This is a genomic window from Streptomyces sp. NBC_01384 (genome assembly GCF_045040035.1).
In the GTDB taxonomy this organism is placed as follows: domain Bacteria; phylum Actinomycetota; class Actinomycetes; order Streptomycetales; family Streptomycetaceae; genus Streptomyces.
This window is the reverse complement of the sequence record NZ_CP109559.1, coordinates 10,208,282-10,224,556: the sequence shown is the minus strand read 5'-3', so window position 1 is coordinate 10,224,556 and position 16,275 is coordinate 10,208,282. Positions and strand designations below refer to the sequence as shown.

Below are 16,275 nucleotides of genomic sequence, written 5' to 3'. Positions count from 1 at the left end.
GCGAGCGGCGCGGCGGCGGTTTCCCCGGGCGGGTCCGGCGTACCGGACGTCGGGTGGGGAGCATGCCCTTGGGCCGATTATGGGGACGGGCACGGGCCCCCCGGATCTGCCCTGAGCGGCTCTAAGAGAACTTCTAAGACTTATCCCGTATGTGCGTACGGGGGCGGCCGGTGTGCGGTCGTGTCGTTCCGGCGTGGGCCTTGGGCCGCTCGGGGGCGGGTCGGGTCTCATCCGGGGTTGCCACGGTGCAGGGTCCGGCATTTCGCCGAGCAGAGGCCGTCCGTTGCCGGGGAAGGGTGTTCCCGCGGGGTTCGGCTGCCGCGCGGGTCCGGCCCGAGGGCGCGGACTTCGGTGCGGTTGACTCGGTCAGGGCTTCTTGCAGCCCTTGGGCGAAGAGGATCTGGGCGGCCCGGGCGCGGGGGTGGTCCAGGCGGGCGGTGGCGGGGTCGTCGGGGTCGGTGAGGGTCGTGAAGGCGGCCAGGGCAGCGGAGACCATGTCGCGGTCGCCTTTCAGCCCGCAGCCGCCTTCGGCTGGGTCACAGTAATGGGTGCGCTGGCGCAGGGACTTGGTCACGCGTCGGCCGCACAGGCAGTGCTGGGACAGGGCGGTGGTGAAGGTCGAGGCGCGCAGGAGTCGTCCGCCGGTGGCGGTGCACTCGGTGGCGAGTGCGGTGATCAGCCGTCCGGGGGTGGTGGCGGAGCAGGCGCGGCCCCAGAGGCGGAACCAGGTGCGGATGTCGCAGTCCTCGATGGTCAGGTTCGGGCCGTGGGCGGCGACCAGAGCTGCGGCGGTCTTCTTCGCGCGGTGGTGGGAGGCCTCGGCCGCGCTCGCGGCCGCGGCACTGTGGCGGGCCCGCAGATCGCGGTAGCTGGTGCTGACCGTGTCGCGGCGGTAGGCCTGTTGGGGTTTTCCGGTCGCGGTGGTGCGCCGGGGGCCGGTCGGGACGACGGTCTTCGGGGGCAGGTTCGCTGCCTGCCGGCGTTCGCCTCGGGCCTGTTGGCGGCGGGAGTGCTGGTACTGCTGGGGGTTGGTGGCGCGCCGCGAGCGGTCAAGGGCGCGCTGGCGCCCTCGGGCCTTCTTGCGCGCTTTGGCCAGGGCGTGTTGCTCCTGATCGGTCAGGGTGATCCGGGAGGAGCGTACCGGCCCGTCACCCGCGTCACCGGTGGTGGGGAAGGAGACGACGGCGAGGTTGGAGACGTTGCCGTCCACCCCGCCGACGCGCTGCAGGGCGGCGGCCTGCCGGCGCCGGGTACGGGTGGCGGTGGAGGCGTAGCCGGGGGAAAGGACCATCAGATGGGCCTCATAGGCCCAGCCGCCCGGGGCGGCCGGATCCCGCCGCCGCACCAGGTCGATCTTGTGCCACAGGCTCGGGTCGTTCAGGTAGTGCAGCAGACAGGGCCAGCGGCCGGCGCCCTGCGGCAGCCGCACCGGCAGGATGATTTCCCCGCGTCCGGTGGGCCCTCCGGCGAAGACGACAGTCAGCGGCCCGGTGTGGTCGAACCAGGTCGCCGCCCTGCTGCGCGGGCGCCCCCGGGCGTCGGTGGTCCCGGTGGGGATGCCTGCGGTGGGCCGGGCGGGCGCGGGCAGACGGCGCGGCTGGGCCAGCACCCGCATACCCGGCGGGAGTTCAGCGGCCTGGGCGGGGGTGGTGAGCGGTGGCGGCAGCGCGGGATGCCGGAAGGCGTCCAGGTGTCCGGCGAGGGTGCCGTGCAGGCGGAAGGTCTCCCACTTGCGGTCGGTGGTGTGCGAACGGGCCCGACCCGGGATGCGGGTGTACTCCCACCAGGTCCCGGTCTTCGGGCGCCCGGCCCGACGCCCCGATGCGTCCGGGTGCAGGTGCCGGGCCACGCCGGTGAAGACCTCGTCGGCCTGGTGCATCACCAATGCCTTCGACACATGATCGCTCAGCCACCCCGAGCGCTCCAGATGCTGATACGCGCGGTGCTCCAGCCCGGTGCGGGACAGGCCCAGTTCAGCCCGCCAGGCCTTCACGTCGCTCTCGCGCCGCACGTCACCGGCCCAGTAGGCGTCGACCACATTCCGCGCATCACGCTGCAGAGCGCGTTTGACCTGCCACATCGCCGAAAACAACTGCTCGACCCGGCGGCGGACATCCGCATCGTCGACGACCAGCGGCAGCCGGATCACCGACACCGGCGCGTCCTTCGCCCGCCGCCACACCTCACCCCGGTTCGGCCCCCGAAACCGCCGCCCCGGCCCAGGAGCAGCCGGTGACCGACTCGCCACGCTCTCCCACTCCCTCCCTCTCTCCCGACCAGCGTCAGCGTCAGGCATATGGAACTTCGTCTCGCCACCTGCCGTTCAGCTCAGTTGAAGGCGTGGACGGGGCTGTCCGGGCCGCAGCTGCATGCCCTGATCACCCGTTTGTGGCGGCGCCGCCCGGACAGCGGGTGCGGCCGGCCCTGGTCACTTGACTTCGGCGACCGGGTGCTGCTGGTCGTTCTGGGCTACCGAACGAACCTCACCATGAAGCAGCCGGCCGCGCTGTTCGCCACCACGGACTCCACCGTGCACCGGGTCACCGCCGACCTCGCGCCGCACCTCGCCGCCCTGCTCGGCCCGCCGCCCACCGACCGGCGGGAACTGTGGCTGGTGGACGGCACCCTCATTCCGGTGCACCACCAGAAGAAGACGAAGAAGTCGAAGAACTACCGGCGCAGTGTGAATGTGCAGATCGTCTGCCGGGCCCGCGACCGCCGCATCGTCGCGGTCGGCGACGCCTGGCCGGGCAACCGCAACGATGTGGTCGTCCCGGCCTGGAGTTCGAACACGCCCTTGCGGACGGTCGTCTCGCTGACCGCGGCGGCCTGTGCCACGGCCCGGACACCGCCGTGCCCCAGGCCCTGGGCCTCCGCAGCCATCAACAGCCGTCGCTGCCGCTCGTCCAGATGTGGGAGCAACACCGCTAACTTCACGGCGAGTTGGTCACGAGTCTCGTCCGGGATGCGCATACCACACCAACGAGCTTCAGGACGGGAAGCAACACCTTGATTCCCCGCAAGCCCTTAGCGTTGGGCCGCCGGCGGGGCCTACGGCTCGGCGGGGAAGGTGAGGGCGCTGTCGGGTACGGCGGGCAGCAGGCCCTGTCGGGCGGAGCGGGCGAGGAGTTCGCGTACGGCGGCGTGGCCTTCGTCGCCGAGGTCCGCGGTGAAGGTGTTGACGTACAGGTCGATGTGCTGGTCGACGACGTCCGGCTTCATCTCCTGGGCGTGCTGGAGGACGTAGGTGCGGGAGGCTTCGGGGGTGTTCCAGGCGGAGCGTACGGAGGCGCGGATGGCCTGGGCGAGTTCGCCGAGGCGGCGTTCGCCGAGGGTGCGGCGGGCGACGATGGCGCCGAGCGGGATGGGCAGTGCGGTCTGTTTCTCCCACTCCTCGCCCAGGTCGGCGGCGCGGTGCAGGCCGTAGGTGCCGTAGGTGAAGCGGGCCTCGTGGATGACCAGGCCCGCGTCGACGAGGCCGTCGCGGACGGCGGGCATGATCTGGTGGAAGGGCAGGACGACGATCTCGCCGACGCCGCCGGGGACGGCGCGGGCGGCCCAGAGGCGGAAGAGGAGGTAGGCCGTGGAGCGGGTGCTGGGGACGGCGACGCGGGCGCCGGTGAGGGTGTCCGCGGTGCCGGGTTCCCTGCGCAGGACGAGTGGTCCGCAGCCGCGGCCGACGGCGCCGCCGCACGGCAGCAGGGCGTAGGTGTCGAGGATGTGGGGCAGCACGCCGTAGGAGACCTTGAGGACGTCCAGGGCGCCTTCCTCGGCGAGGCCGTTGGTGATGTCGATGTCGGCGAACCGCAGGTCGACTTCGGGTGTGCCGGGGAGCAGGCCGTGCGTCCAGGCGTGGAAGACGAACGTGTCGTTGGGGCACGGGGAGTGCGCCAGGGTCAGTCGTGAGGTCATGCGGCCGCCTCTTTCTCTGCCGTGGGTGGGTCCGGTGACGGCGCTCGCACGCCCCCTCTCCAGGAAACCGGGAGTGGGTGTGGGGTTTTCCCCAGACTGCCCTCCGCGAGTATGAGAGCGCCTCACCCGATGTGGCCGGATCGCCTGTGTTCCGGTCGGGAACGGTCCACGTGCCGTTCGTTTCAAGGGGGTTCGGGTCTGTCCGGGAACGGGCGGGCCGGCGGTCCCCGGGGCATGCGGACGAGTCACGTGCCACGCCGCGTGCTCACACTCATCACGTGTGCCGCCAGGCACTGACCGAGGAGGTTCCCGGGTAATGGACGCTGGGCTCAAGCGTGAGTTGGAGGAGAAGGTCTTCTCCGGTGAGCGGCTGTCCCGCGAGGACGGCATCGCGTTGTACGAGTCGGACGAACTGGCCTGGCTCGGCGGCCTCGCGCACCATGTGCGCACCGTCAAGAACGGCGACCTGGTCCACTTCAACGTGAACCGCCATCTCAACATGACGAACGTGTGCACCGCGTCGTGCGCGTACTGCTCGTTCCAGCGCAAGCCGGGCGAGATGGACGCGTACACGATGCGCATCGAGGAGGCCGTGCGCCTGGCCAAGGCGATGGAGAACGAGCACCTCTCGGAGCTGCACATCGTCAACGGCCTGCATCCGACGCTGCCTTGGCGCTACTACCCGCGCTCGCTGCGGGAGCTGAAGAAGGCGCTGCCGAACGTGTCGCTGAAGGCGTTCACGGCGACGGAGATCCATCACTTCGAGACGATTTCCGGGCTGCCCGCCTCGGACGTCCTGGACGAGCTGATCGACGCCGGTCTGGAGTCGCTGACCGGTGGCGGCGCGGAGATCTTCGACTGGGAGGTCCGCCAGCACATCGTGGACCACCGCACGCACTGGGAGGACTGGTCGCGCATCCACCGCCTCGCGCATTCCAAGGGCCTCAAGACGCCGTGCACGATGCTGTACGGGCACATCGAGGAGTACCGCCACCGGGTGGACCATGTGCTGCGGCTGCGGGAGCTGCAGGACGAGACCGGCGGGTTCCAGGTGTTCATCCCGCTGCGCTACCAGCACGACTTCGTGGACATGAAGGACGGCAAGGTCCGCAACAAGCTCCAGGCGCGCACCAGCATGGCGACGGGTGCCGAGGCGCTGAAGACGTTCGCGGTGTCCCGGCTGCTGTTCGACAACGTGCCGCACGTCAAGGTCTTCTGGGTCATGCACGGCGTCCAGACCGCGCAGCTCGCGCTGCAGCACGGCGCGGACGACATGGACGGCTCGGTCGTCGAGTACAAGATCACACATGACGCGGACAACTTCGGCACGCCGAACAAGCTGACCCGTGAGGATCTGCTCGACCTGATCCGCGACGCCGGGTTCCGGCCTGCCGAGCGCAACACCCGCTACGAGATCATCCGCGAGTACGAGGGCCCGGACCCGGCGCGGCGCGACGCGCCGCAGCCGATGCGCGTCTGACGCCGCGGTCGTCCTCCTCTCCTTCCCCGTGCACCGCGGTGCACTTCCCACAAAGAGAATCGGCAGGCAGGTGGAAATGTCTTCGCAGACGACCAACGGGCAGGCCTTCGAGGTCTGGATCGACCATGAACTGTGCACAGGCGACGGTATCTGTGCCCAGTACGCGCCCGAGGTGTTCGAGCTGGACATCGACGGCATCGCCTATGTGAAGGACCAGGACGACGAGCTCCTCCAGGAGCCCCGCGCGAGCACACGGGTGCCCCTGCAACTGCTGCGGGACGTCGCCGACTCGGCCAAGGAGTGCCCCGGCGAGTGCATCCACGTGCGCCGCGTCGAGGACTCCGTCGAGGTGTACGGGCCGGACGCGGACAGCGACTGAGCCTGCCGCCGCACCGTGGCGGGTGTAGTCGCCCTCCGTTTCCGTACCGCCGTTGCGTACCGCCGAAAACCGCATGCCTCGGCCGCGCCGGGCCCCTCCCGCATCCTCTCGTCGGCCAGGTGCGCCGATCCGTTGGAAGGACATCCGCGTCCCATGAGTTCAAGCCCCTCGGACGATCTGTGGATCCGCAGGTTCCGCCCCGCTCCCGAAGCCTCTGAGCGCCTGGTGTGCTTCCCGCATGCGGGCGGCTCCGCCAGTTTCTATGTGCCGGTCGCCGCCGCGCTCGCGCCCGGCGTCGACGTGGTCGCCGTGCAGTACCCGGGCCGGCAGGACCGGCGTCTGGAGCCGGGGCTGACCTCGGTGGCCGAACTCGCCGACCGGGTCGCCGAGGCGCTGGGGAGCTGGGACGACCGGCCGCTGACCTTCTTCGGGCACAGCATGGGAGCGGTGGTGGCCTTCGAGGTCGCCCGCCGCATGGAGCGGGCCGGCAGCGGTCCGGTGCGGCTGTTCGCGTCGGGCCGGCGGGCGCCGTCGCGCACCCGTGACGAGACGGTGCACACCCTCGGCGACGACGGCCTGGTCGCCGAGCTGCGTGCGCTCAGCGGCACCGATGCCCGGTTCCTGGAGGACGAGGAGCTGCTGCGCATGGTCCTGCCGGCGATCCGCAGCGACTACACGGCCGTCGAGACGTATCTGGCGGCGCCGGGCGACACCGTGCGCTGCCCGGTGACGGTCCTGGTCGGCGACAGTGACCCCAAGACCTCGCTGGAGGAGGCGCGTGCCTGGGGCGGGCACACGCTCGGCGGCAGCGAGCTGCGCATCTTCCCCGGCGGGCACTTCTACCTCTCCGACCGGTCGGCGGACGTTCTCGCCGTCCTCACCGAGCACTTCGCCGCGGCACCCTCCCGCAGGGCGTAGGGCCCGGCGGGAGCCCCGGCGCAGGGGCCGCACGCGTTCGGCGGGCCGGGGGCTTCCCCCCTCGCACCGCATCCACCTCCCCTTCTCCTTCCGTGCGCCGGGCACCGAGTCCGCCCCGCCGCCCCCGTCTTCGATCCGTTCCGGGAGCTGTCCACAGATGACCGAACAACTCGTCGCAGAGCCGTCGCAGGCCCTGCGCCTCACGCGCCGCCGGCCCAGGGTCGGGCACATCCAGTTCCTCAACTGCCTGCCGCTGTTCTGGGGGCTCGCCCGCACCGGCAGCCTGCTCGACCTGGACCTGCGCACGGACAACCCGGACGGCCTCAACGACGCGCTGGCCGCGGGCGATCTCGACATCGGGCCGATCAGCCTGGTCGAGTTCCTGCGGCACGCCGACGACCTGGTGGTCCTGCCGGACATCGCGGTCGGCAGCGACGGCGACGTCATGTCCTGTCTGATCCTCAGCCAGGTGCCGCTGGACCAGCTGGACGGCGAGCCCGTCGCGCTCGGCTCGACGAGCCGGACCTCGGTGCGGCTGGCCCAGCTGCTCCTCGCGGAGAAGGTGGGCGTGCAGCCCGAGTACTTCGTCTGTGAGCCCGACCTGCAGACGATGATGTCGAAGGCGCGGGCGGCGGTCATCATCGGCGACGCCGCGCTGCGCGCCTCGCTGTACGAGGCTCCCCGGCTCGGCCTCCAGGTCCACGACCTGGGCCGGATGTGGAAGGAGTGGACCGGACTCCCGTTCGTGTTCGCCGTGTTCGCCGCGCGCCGTGAGTTCCTCGCCCGCGAAGGCGCTCTGGTGCGTCAGGTCCACGCCGCCCTGCTGGACTCCCGGGACCTCTCGCTGGCCGAGGTGACCAAGGTGAGCGAACAGGCCTCCCAGTGGGTGGAGTTCGACGCCGTGACGCTCGAGCGGTACTACACGACGGCGCTCGACTTCAGTCTCGGTGCGCGCCAGCTCGCCGGCATCGAGGAGTTCGCCCGCCGGGTCGGCGGCGGGGCCGAGGGCTTCGGGCCCGATGTGGCCGTACGCCTGCTGGACGCCTCCGCCGCCGAGTGACATCCCGCCCATCCGCCGTTCCGCCATGACCCAGAACACCCTCCAGAGCCCCGGAAAGGCCGGCACCATGCCCCGACCTACCCCGTCCCCGCTGCAGTCCGTCCTCGACCGTGCCGCCGCGGGCGGGCGGATCACCCCCGAAGAGGCGCTCGTCCTCTACCGCGACGCCCCGCTGCACGCGCTGGGCGCGGCCGCCGACACGGTACGCCGCCGCCGGTACGCGGGCACCGAGCACATCGCCACGTACATCATCGAGCGCAACATCAACTACACGAACGTGTGTGTCACGGCGTGCAAGTTCTGCGCCTTCTACGCGGCTCCCAAGGACACCGCCAAGGGCTGGACCCGCGACCTCGACGACATCCTGCGCCGCTGCGCGGAGACCGTCGAGCTCGGCGGTACGCAGATCATGTTCCAGGGCGGACACCACCCGGACTACGGCGTCGAGTACTACGAGAAGCACTTCGCCGCGATCAAGGCCGCGTACCCGCAGCTGGTCATCCACTCCCTCGGTGCGTCCGAGGTCGAGCACATGGCCCGTATCTCCAAGGTGAGCGTGGAGGAGGCCATCCAGCGTATCCACACCGCCGGCCTCGACTCCTTCGCGGGCGCGGGCGCCGAACTGCTTCCCGAGCGGCCGCGCAAGGCGATCGCCCCGCTGAAGGAGTCCGGCGAGCGCTGGCTGGAGATCATGGAGACCGCGCACGGGCTGGGCGTCGAGTCGACGTCCACCATGCTCATGGGCACCGGCGAGACCAACGCCGAGCGCATCGAGCACATGCGGATGATCCGTGACGTCCAGGACCGCACGGGCGGCTTCCGCGCGTTCATCCCGTACACCTACCAGCCCGAGAACAACCACCTCAAGGGCCGCACGCAGGCGACGCTCTTCGAGTACCTGCGGATGATCGCGATCGCCCGGCTGTTCATGGACAACGTCGCCCACATCCAGGGCTCCTGGCTGACCACCGGCAAGGAGGCCGGGCAGCTGTCCCTGCACTACGGCGCCGACGACCTGGGCTCCGTGATGCTGGAGGAGAACGTGGTCTCCTCCGCGGGTGCCAGGCACCGCTCCAACCTGGCGGAGATCCTGGACCTGATCCGCGGGGCCGGCCGGGTGCCCGCGCAGCGGGCCACGACGTACGAGCACCTCGTGGTCAACGACGACCCGGCCAACGACCCCGTCGACGACCGGATCGTCTCGCACATCTCGTCCACGGCCCTCGAGGGCGGCACCGCCCACCCCGAGCTGAAGCTGATCTCCGCGAACTGAAGCGGCACGCCCGGGGCCGTTGTGCCAAGGCTCGGGCGCCGAGCGGCCGGCACACCACCAGACGCACAGACAGGATGGAGAAGCCCATGACGGGCGCCATTCACGCCGAGGGCCTCGTCAAGACCTTCGGTAAGCTCCGGGCCCTCGACGGAGTCGACCTCGAGGTCCCGCAAGGCAGCGTTCTGGGGCTCCTGGGCCCCAACGGAGCAGGCAAGAGCACCATCGTCCGTGTCCTGACCACACTGCTGCGCCCCGACGCGGGCACCGCGACGGTCGCGGGCCACGACGTGGTCCGCGCACCGGACCAGGTACGCCTGTCGATCGGCCTGTCGGGGCAGTCCGCCGCCGTCGACGACCGGCTGACAGGCCGTGAGAACCTCCGCATGATCGCCGAGTTGTACGGCATGCGGACCCGGGCGGCCCGGCAGCGGACGGACGAACTGCTCGCCCAGTTCGACCTGACCGGCGCCGCCGGCCGCATGTCCTCCACCTACTCCGGCGGTATGCGCCGGCGCCTCGACCTGGCCGCCGCACTGGTGGTCCGGCCGTCGGTGATGTTCCTCGACGAGCCGTCGGTGGGACTCGACCCCACCAGCCGCCTCATGCTGTGGGACGCCATCGACCGCCTGGTCGACGCGGGCACCACGCTGCTGCTGACCACGCAGTACCTGGAGGAGGCCGACCGGCTCGCCCAGGACATCGCCGTCGTCGACCACGGCCGGATCATCGCCCGCGGCACACCGCGCGAACTCAAGACGCGCACCAGCGGGCAGCAGATCGAGGTGACCGTGGAACGCGGCGAACAGATCCACGCCGCCGCCGCCCTCATCGGCCGCTTCGGCACCCGCAAGCCGGACATGGACCGGGCCAGATCCCTGGTCTCCGCGCCGGTGGAGGGCGGCGTCCGCCTGCTGAGCGAGGTCATCCACGCCCTGGACAGCGCCGGGATCGAGATCAGCGACATCAGCCTGCGCCGCCCGACGCTCGACGAGGTCTTCCTGGCCCTCACCGCGCCGGCCCGCGCCGACACCCCCGAGCCCGCGATGGCCGCCGCCGGCGCGTCCAGCGCGTCCGGCGAGAAGGAGTGATGACCGTGTCGGTGACGGTACAGTCCGGCCCCGCGGAGCTGCTGCGCCCCAAAACCGCGGTGAAGGCGGTCCGTGACGTGGCGGTGGTCGCACGCCGCAACCTGACCAGGATGATCCGCATCCCCGAGGTGCTCATCCTCGGCCTCGTGCAGCCCATCGTGTTCGTGCTGCTCTTCGCGTACATCTTCGCGGGCTCCTTCAGCCTGCCCGGCGCGGGCGGCACGGCGGCCTACCGGGAGTACATGATGCCGGGCTTCTTCGCCCAGACCATCGCCTTCGCCACCGCCAGCAACAGCAGCGTGAGCATGGCCAACGACCTGCAGAGCGGCATGATCGACCGGTTCCGCTCGCTGCCGATGGCCCGCGGCGCGCTGCTGACCGGCCGCACCGTGGCCGACATGGTGCAGAACGTCTTCGTGATCGTGGTCATGGTCGGCTGCGCGCTGATCGTCGGCTGGCGCATCCACCACGGATTCCTGCGCGCGGGCGCGGCCTTCGCACTGCTGCTGCTCATGGGCTACGCCCTGTCGTGGGTGGGGGTGGTCATCGGTCTGTCGGTGCGCGCACCGGAGGCCGCCGCGACCGGCAACTTCCTGTGGCTGTTCCCGCTGACGTTCCTGTCCAACGCGTTCGTCGCGCCGTCCACCCTGCCGGCCCTGCTGCGGTGGGTGGCGGAGTGGAACCCGATCAGCGCGACGGTGCAGGCGACCCGTGAACTGTTCGGCAACCCCGGGCTGAGCGTGTCGAACGCCTGGCCCGCACACCACGCCCTGCTCGTGTCCGTCGTCTGGTCGGTCCTGATCGCGCTGGTGTGCCGGACGCTGGCGGTGCGCCGCTACCGCTCGTCCGCCGGCTGACCGTGGGGAGTTGAAGGAGGGTGAGTGAGATGTTCCGCGCCGATCTGATCCGGCCGCTGCACGAACTGCTCGCCGGACACGCCGCGCGGCGGCCCCAGCAGACCGCGTTCTGCGACGGGCTCCGCTCGGTGACGTACGCCGAACTCGACCGCCGCACCGCCCGGGTGGCCGGCCATCTCGTGGGGCTGGGCCTGGAACGCGGCGCACGCGCCGTGATCTATCTGCCCAACCGCGTGGAGACGGTGGAGAGTTACCTCGCCATCACGCGGGCGAGCGCGGTCGGCGTTCCGCTCAATCCGCGCTCGACCGACGCGGAACTGGCCTATCTGCTGGACGACTGCGCGGCCCGGGTGGTGATCACCGGGGCCGCGCAGCTGTCCCAGGTGCGCCGGGTCCTGGCCGAGCGCCCGGGCATCTCGGTCGTGGCCGTCTCGGACTTCCCCGAGGGGGAGGACGAGGACCTGCCGCGGTACGAGACGCTGGCGACGACCTGGTCGCTGCGCGATCCGCCGCGCGACGACCTGGGCCTGGACGAGCCCGCGTGGATGCTCTACACCTCCGGCACCACGGGCCGGCCCAAGGGGGTCCTCTCCACGCAGCGTTCGTCGCTGTGGGCGACCGGCGCGTGCAACGCTCCGGTCCTGGGGCTGTCGCCCGAGGACCGGGTGCTGTGGCCGATGCCGCTGTTCCACGCCGTCGCGCACAACGTGGGGGTGCTGGGGGTGCTGGCGGTCGGCGCAACGGCCCGGATCACCGACGGGCTGGCGGCGGACGAGATCCTGCGCACGGCCCGCGAGGAGCGGTCCACGTTCCTGGTCGGGGTGCCGACGATGTACCACCACATGGTCGAACAGGTGCGCTCCGGCGACTTCGACGCGCCCCACCTGCGGGTGTGCATGGTCGCGGGCTCCTCGTGCCCGGTGAGCCTGCACGAGGGCTTCCGCGCCGCGTTCGGCATCGCCCTGCTGGACAGCTACGGCAGTACCGAGACCGGCGGTGCGATCACCACCAACCTTCCCCAGGGCCCCTACGTGCCGGGCTCCTGCGGGCTGCCCGTGCCGGGACTGACGCTGCGTCTGACCAACCCGCGCACCGGCGCCGAGGTCCCCGACGGCGACGAGGGCGAAATATGGGTGTCCAGTCCCGCGCTGATGCTCGGCTACCACGGGCAGCCCGAGGCGACCGCGGCCGTGCTGTCCGACGGCTGGTACCGCACCGGTGACCTCGCCCGCCAGGACGACGCCGGGTATGTCACCATCACCGGCCGTCTGAAGGAACTCATCATCCGCGGCGGCGAGAACATCCACCCGGGCGAGGTCGAGAAGGTCCTCGCCCAGGTGGAGGGTGTCGCGGACGCGGCCGTGGGCGCGAAGCCGCACGAGGCGCTCGGCGAGGTACCGGTGGCGTATCTGGTGCCCGGGCCCGGCGGCATCGACCCGGACGCGGTGCTGGCCGCGTGCCGGGCACACCTGTCGTACTTCAAGGTGCCCGAGGAACTCCACGAGATCGACGCCGTCCCCCGCAACCCCGCCGGGAAGATCGCCCGCAAGCGCCTGGGCGGCCTGTCGGGCCGGCTGCTGTGGCGCAGGTCCCCGACGTCGGCGCAGGCTTCACGCCGCTACGAAGGGGCCCTGGAACTGGGCCTGCTGGGCGCCGCACACCCGCTGCTGGAGGCCACCGTCGAGCTCCCGGACACCGACGGTGTGCTGTTCTGCGGCCGTCTGTCGGGCACGGAACGCGACCCGCTGCTGTCGCGCACGGTGGCCGGCACCGCCGTCGTGGCGCCCGCGGTGCTCACCGAACTGGCCCTGCACGCCGGGGGGTACGCCGGCTGCGGACGGCTGCTGGAACTGAGCACCGACGAGCCGCTGGTGCTGCCCGAACGGGACGGCGTCCAACTGCGGGTGGCCGTCGGCGCGGCCGGTGCGCAGGGGGTGCGTACGGTGGCCGTGCACGCGCGCCGGGACGGCGGCGGCGCGGCCGGACGGCCGTGGACCTGCCACGCGTCCGGCACGCTCGCACCCGGCACCGGTCCCTCGCCCGCCCGGGAGCCGGCCGTGTGGCCTCCGGCGGGCTCCCGGCGCGTCCCGCTGGAGGAACTGCCGGCGGACGGCGGCGACACGGACACCGGCGCGGCCGGTTCCGGTAGCGGCCTGCCGCGGGAGCTGCGCTCGGTGTGGCGGCACGACGGCGATCTGTTCGCCGAGGTCGCGCTGCCCGACGAGAGCCGCGAGCAGGGCGCCCGGTACGGGCTGCATCCGGCGCTGCTGGACGCCGTGCTGCGGCCCGCGCTGCTGCGCGCCGCGGTGGATCCGGCCGCCCGGGAGTCCGCACCGGACGGCGAGGGCCTGTGGTGGCCGGACTCCTGGCACGGGGTGGCCCTGCACGCCTCGGGGGCGTCCGTGCTGCGCGTACGCCTGCGGCCGCGGCCCGACGGCGGATTCTGCCTGGAGGCCGCCGACGCGGCCGGCGAGCCGGTGCTGAGCGTGGAGTCCGTGACCTCCGGCCGCCTGACGCGCACCGCCCTGGCCCGGGCGTCGGCCGCCCAGCAGGACGGTCTGTTCGCGCAGGTGTGGGACGACGTGCACCTCGCGCCGGCCGCTGAGAAGGACGAGCGCAAGGACGAGCGGTGGGTGGTCGTCGGTGACGATCCGCTGCGCGCCCGTGCGGGTTTGATGGCCGCCGGACGCTACTCGGAGACCCATCCGGACCTCGACGCCCTGGCGAAGGCCGTCGCGGGCGGCGCCGCACCCCCCGACGTGGTGATCGTCTCCCGCACCACCACCGGGGCCGGGGCCGGCGCGGACACCGCGGGCGCGGTGCGCCGTGCCGTACGCGAGGGCCTGGACTGGGCGCGCCGGTGGGCCGATCCGCTGTTCGCGGACACCCGTCTGGTCGTGCTGACCCGAGACGCCGTGCCGGCCTGGGACGAGTCCTGCTCGCCGGACCTGCCCGGCGCCGCCGTGTGGGGACTGGTCGGCGCGGCGCAGGACCGGGCGCCCGGACGCTTCGTGCTGGTGGACACCGACGCCTCCAAGCGTGCCTGGCGCGTCCTGCCGGACGCCGTGGCCTCGGGCGAGCCCCGCCTTGCCCTGCGCGGCCGGGCCGCGCGCGTGCCGCGCACCGAACGCCTCCTGCCCGGCGACGGCACCCAGGTGTCCGCGCCGGGCGGCGTCGGCCCGCTGCTCGTCGCGGGCACCGCGGCAACGGCGCTGGCCCGGCACCTGGTTGGCGAACACGGCGTGCGTGACGTGCTGCTGGCCGGGCCGGCCGTCGCGGACGACGCGGCACAGCTGCGCGCGCAGGGAGCGCACGTGTCCCTGGCCGCGTGGGACACGGACGACCCGGCGGCGTCCGTACGCGCCCTCCGGCAGGCCGGGCCGTCGGCCGTGCTGTTCACGGTGTCCGTCGACACCGCGGCCATCGCCTCCGAAGGGCCGGACGGCAACGTCGACACGGTGCTGCGGCCCGTCGTCGACACCGCGCTCGCCCTCGGCGACGGGCTCGCGCCCGGGGACGTGTCCGCGTTCGTGCTCAGCTCCCCCGCCACCGCCCCGGCCGCCCCCGGGCTCGTCGCCGAGGCGGTCGGCGCGTTCCTCGACGCGTGGGCGACGCACCTGCGCGCCACGGGTGTGCCCGCCGTGTCGGTGCGCGGGGCCGACCCGCACGCGCGGGAGGCCCGGGACCTGTTCGACGTGGCGCGCTCACTGGGGCGGGCCACGGTGATCGCCGCGCGCCCCGCCCTGGACGGCGTCCCCTCCCCCGGCCCGCTCACCGGCTCCGCCGCGCTGCGGCGGGGCCTGGTGCGCGCCGCCGTCCGCCGCACCGCCCGGGACGCGCTCGCCGATCCGTCCGGACTGCGCCGGCAGCTGGCGGCCCTGTCGGACCCGGAGCAGGAGGAGGCCGTCCTGGACCTGGTACGCGCTCACTTCGCCGCGTCCCTCGGGCTCACCGGCGGCGCCCAGGTGCCGCCCGACGACGAGACGCGCAACCTCGGCTTCGACTCGCTGACGGCGCTGACCGCACGCAACGCGCTGGCCGAGGCCACCGGGCTGTCGCTGCCCGCGGCCGTGGTGTTCGACTTCGCCACGCCCGCCGGGCTCGCCCGCCATCTGAAGAAGGAGCTGCTCGCCCGCTGACGCGGCAGTTCCTGCCGGGCGGCGCGGTACCGGACGGTGCCGCGCCGCCCGGCGCCGTCATGACGCCGAAAGCTGACAGGAGAGGACCGATGAGGGTCGAGAACGTTCACATCGAATCGCTGGGAGTCGTGCTGCACGAGTGGGCCGACGCCCAGCAGGCCGTGGCCGAGGGAAAGCTGGACGCCGAGATCCAGGCGGCGAACGGGCTGACGGGCACTCATGTCGCCGGTGACGTCCCGGCCATGGACATGGCCGTGCAGGCCGCCCGGACCGCGCTGGACCGCTCGAAGATCGACCCCGAGGACCTGGGGGCGCACATCCACAGCGCCGTCCACTACCAGGGGCCCGACGGCGCCTATCCGCCCGGCTACATCCTGCGGGAGCTCGGCCTGGGCACGATTCCCGCGCTCTACCTCCAGCAGGGCTGCGACGGCATGCTCAGCGCCCTGGAGGTGGCGATCGGCAAGCTCACGGGAGCCGCCGAGGCGGGGGCGGTCCTGCTGACCACGGGTGAGAACTTCTCCTCGCCGGACACCGACCGCTGGAAGGGCTTCGGCCAGGCCTACATCCTGGGCGACGGTGCGGCGGCGGCGCTGGTGAGCGACGAGGACGGCTTCGCCGCGGTGCGCTCCCTCAACTCGGGTGTGCTGCACGAGCTGGAGCGCTGGCACCGCGGCAACGGTCCGCTGCTGCTGCGCGAGGGCACCGGGGCGGTGTCCGACATGGTCGAGCGGGCCCAGCAGTTCACCGACCGGATGCCCCTGTCGGAGACGATGGAGAAGCTGACCCTCTTCGACCTGGACATCATCCACCGGTCGCTGGTGGACGCCGGCCTGAACGCCTCCGACCTCGCCAAGGTGGTGCCGATCAACATGGACGGCAGGATGATCGAGTACTCGATCATGATGCCGCTGGGCCTGCCGATGTCGCGCTGCAGCTGGGACTTCGGCAGGGCGGTGGGACACGTGGGCGGCGCCGATGTGTTCATCACCCTGGAGCACCTGGTGCGCACCCGCGAGGTGGTCCCGGGCGACCACGTCCTGCTGGTCTCCCAGGGACCGGGCTGGATCTGCAGCGCGGCCGTGCTCACCATTACCGACACCCCGCACTGGGCGCACTGAACCGCACCCTCCCCCTCAGCAGGAACCGCAGAACCGCAGGACCCGATG

At 72.2% G+C, this 16,275-nt stretch carries 11 protein-coding genes and 2 pseudogenes; 10 read left to right on the top strand and 3 right to left on the bottom strand.

From position 1 onward, the window contains the following. Positions 1–133 precede the first annotated feature (133 nt). Positions 134–2,155 (bottom strand): transposase, encoded by a 2,022-nt coding sequence (locus OG747_RS46635; protein WP_405876736.1) that lies wholly within the window; start codon positions 2,153–2,155, stop codon positions 134–136. Positions 2,156–2,296: 141 nt separating this feature from the next. Between OG747_RS46635 and OG747_RS46630 the strand changes: the two are divergent. Next, a pseudogene (locus OG747_RS46630) lies at positions 2,297–2,707 on the top strand (transposase); the annotation flags it as partial. Between the two features lie 65 nt (positions 2,708–2,772). On the opposite strand, the pseudogene OG747_RS46625 reads toward OG747_RS46630, so the two are convergent. Beyond that, positions 2,773–2,973 (bottom strand): annotated as a pseudogene (locus OG747_RS46625) (ISAzo13 family transposase); the annotation flags it as partial. 78 nt (positions 2,974–3,051) lie between these two features. After that, on the bottom strand, positions 3,052–3,912 hold the full coding sequence (locus OG747_RS46620; protein ID WP_405876738.1) for a 1,4-dihydroxy-6-naphthoate synthase: 861 nt from the start codon (positions 3,910–3,912) through the stop codon (positions 3,052–3,054). A gap of 316 nt (positions 3,913–4,228) precedes the next feature. Here OG747_RS46620 and mqnE point away from each other — a divergent pair, with 316 nt between their 5' ends. From mqnE to OG747_RS46575, 9 genes are all read left to right on the top strand, one after another. After that, complete coding sequence (mqnE, locus tag OG747_RS46615; protein WP_405876740.1) at positions 4,229–5,392, top strand: aminofutalosine synthase MqnE; 1,164 nt, start codon at positions 4,229–4,231, stop codon at positions 5,390–5,392. A gap of 76 nt (positions 5,393–5,468) precedes the next feature. Next, on the top strand, positions 5,469–5,771 hold the full coding sequence (locus OG747_RS46610) for a ferredoxin (protein ID WP_405876742.1): 303 nt from the start codon (positions 5,469–5,471) through the stop codon (positions 5,769–5,771). Between the two features lie 153 nt (positions 5,772–5,924). Next, positions 5,925–6,689, top strand: coding sequence for a thioesterase II family protein (locus tag OG747_RS46605; protein WP_405876744.1), 765 nt, complete (start codon positions 5,925–5,927; stop codon positions 6,687–6,689). 157 nt (positions 6,690–6,846) lie between these two features. Then, the gene (locus tag OG747_RS46600) at positions 6,847–7,749 is read left to right on the top strand and encodes a menaquinone biosynthetic enzyme MqnA/MqnD family protein (RefSeq protein ID WP_405876746.1); all 903 of its coding nucleotides are present in this window, start codon (positions 6,847–6,849) and stop codon (positions 7,747–7,749) included. 67 nt (positions 7,750–7,816) lie between these two features. After that, positions 7,817–9,022 carry a cyclic dehypoxanthinyl futalosine synthase gene (gene mqnC, locus OG747_RS46595; RefSeq protein WP_405885394.1) on the top strand — a complete coding sequence of 402 codons (1,206 nt, stop codon included), beginning with the start codon at positions 7,817–7,819 and terminating at the stop codon, positions 9,020–9,022. An 86-nt stretch (positions 9,023–9,108) separates the two neighbouring features. Beyond that, positions 9,109–10,110 (top strand): ATP-binding cassette domain-containing protein, encoded by a 1,002-nt coding sequence (locus OG747_RS46590; protein ID WP_405876748.1) that lies wholly within the window; start codon positions 9,109–9,111, stop codon positions 10,108–10,110. After that, the gene (locus OG747_RS46585) at positions 10,110–10,967 is read left to right on the top strand and encodes an ABC transporter permease (RefSeq protein WP_405876750.1); all 858 of its coding nucleotides are present in this window, start codon (positions 10,110–10,112) and stop codon (positions 10,965–10,967) included. Before OG747_RS46590 ends, OG747_RS46585 begins: the two co-directional genes overlap by 1 nt. Positions 10,968–10,996: 29 nt before the next feature. Continuing rightward, positions 10,997–15,106, top strand: coding sequence for an AMP-binding protein (locus tag OG747_RS46580; protein ID WP_405885395.1), 4,110 nt, complete (start codon positions 10,997–10,999; stop codon positions 15,104–15,106). 89 nt (positions 15,107–15,195) lie between these two features. Continuing rightward, positions 15,196–16,227 (top strand): ketoacyl-ACP synthase III family protein, encoded by a 1,032-nt coding sequence (locus OG747_RS46575; protein ID WP_405876752.1) that lies wholly within the window; start codon positions 15,196–15,198, stop codon positions 16,225–16,227. The last annotated feature ends 48 nt before the right edge of the window (positions 16,228–16,275 follow it).

Coding starts and splice junctions, on each gene's coding strand:
- OG747_RS46620 (WP_405876738.1), bottom strand. CDS start 3,912: ATGACCTCACGACTGACCCTGGCGCACTCCCCGTGCCCCAACGACACG.
- mqnE (WP_405876740.1), top strand. CDS start 4,229: ATGGACGCTGGGCTCAAGCGTGAGTTGGAGGAGAAGGTCTTCTCCGGT.
- OG747_RS46610 (WP_405876742.1), top strand. CDS start 5,469: ATGTCTTCGCAGACGACCAACGGGCAGGCCTTCGAGGTCTGGATCGAC.
- OG747_RS46605 (WP_405876744.1), top strand. CDS start 5,925: ATGAGTTCAAGCCCCTCGGACGATCTGTGGATCCGCAGGTTCCGCCCC.
- OG747_RS46600 (WP_405876746.1), top strand. CDS start 6,847: ATGACCGAACAACTCGTCGCAGAGCCGTCGCAGGCCCTGCGCCTCACG.
- mqnC (WP_405885394.1), top strand. CDS start 7,817: ATGCCCCGACCTACCCCGTCCCCGCTGCAGTCCGTCCTCGACCGTGCC.
- OG747_RS46590 (WP_405876748.1), top strand. CDS start 9,109: ATGACGGGCGCCATTCACGCCGAGGGCCTCGTCAAGACCTTCGGTAAG.
- OG747_RS46585 (WP_405876750.1), top strand. CDS start 10,110: ATGACCGTGTCGGTGACGGTACAGTCCGGCCCCGCGGAGCTGCTGCGC.
- OG747_RS46580 (WP_405885395.1), top strand. CDS start 10,997: ATGTTCCGCGCCGATCTGATCCGGCCGCTGCACGAACTGCTCGCCGGA.
- OG747_RS46575 (WP_405876752.1), top strand. CDS start 15,196: ATGAGGGTCGAGAACGTTCACATCGAATCGCTGGGAGTCGTGCTGCAC.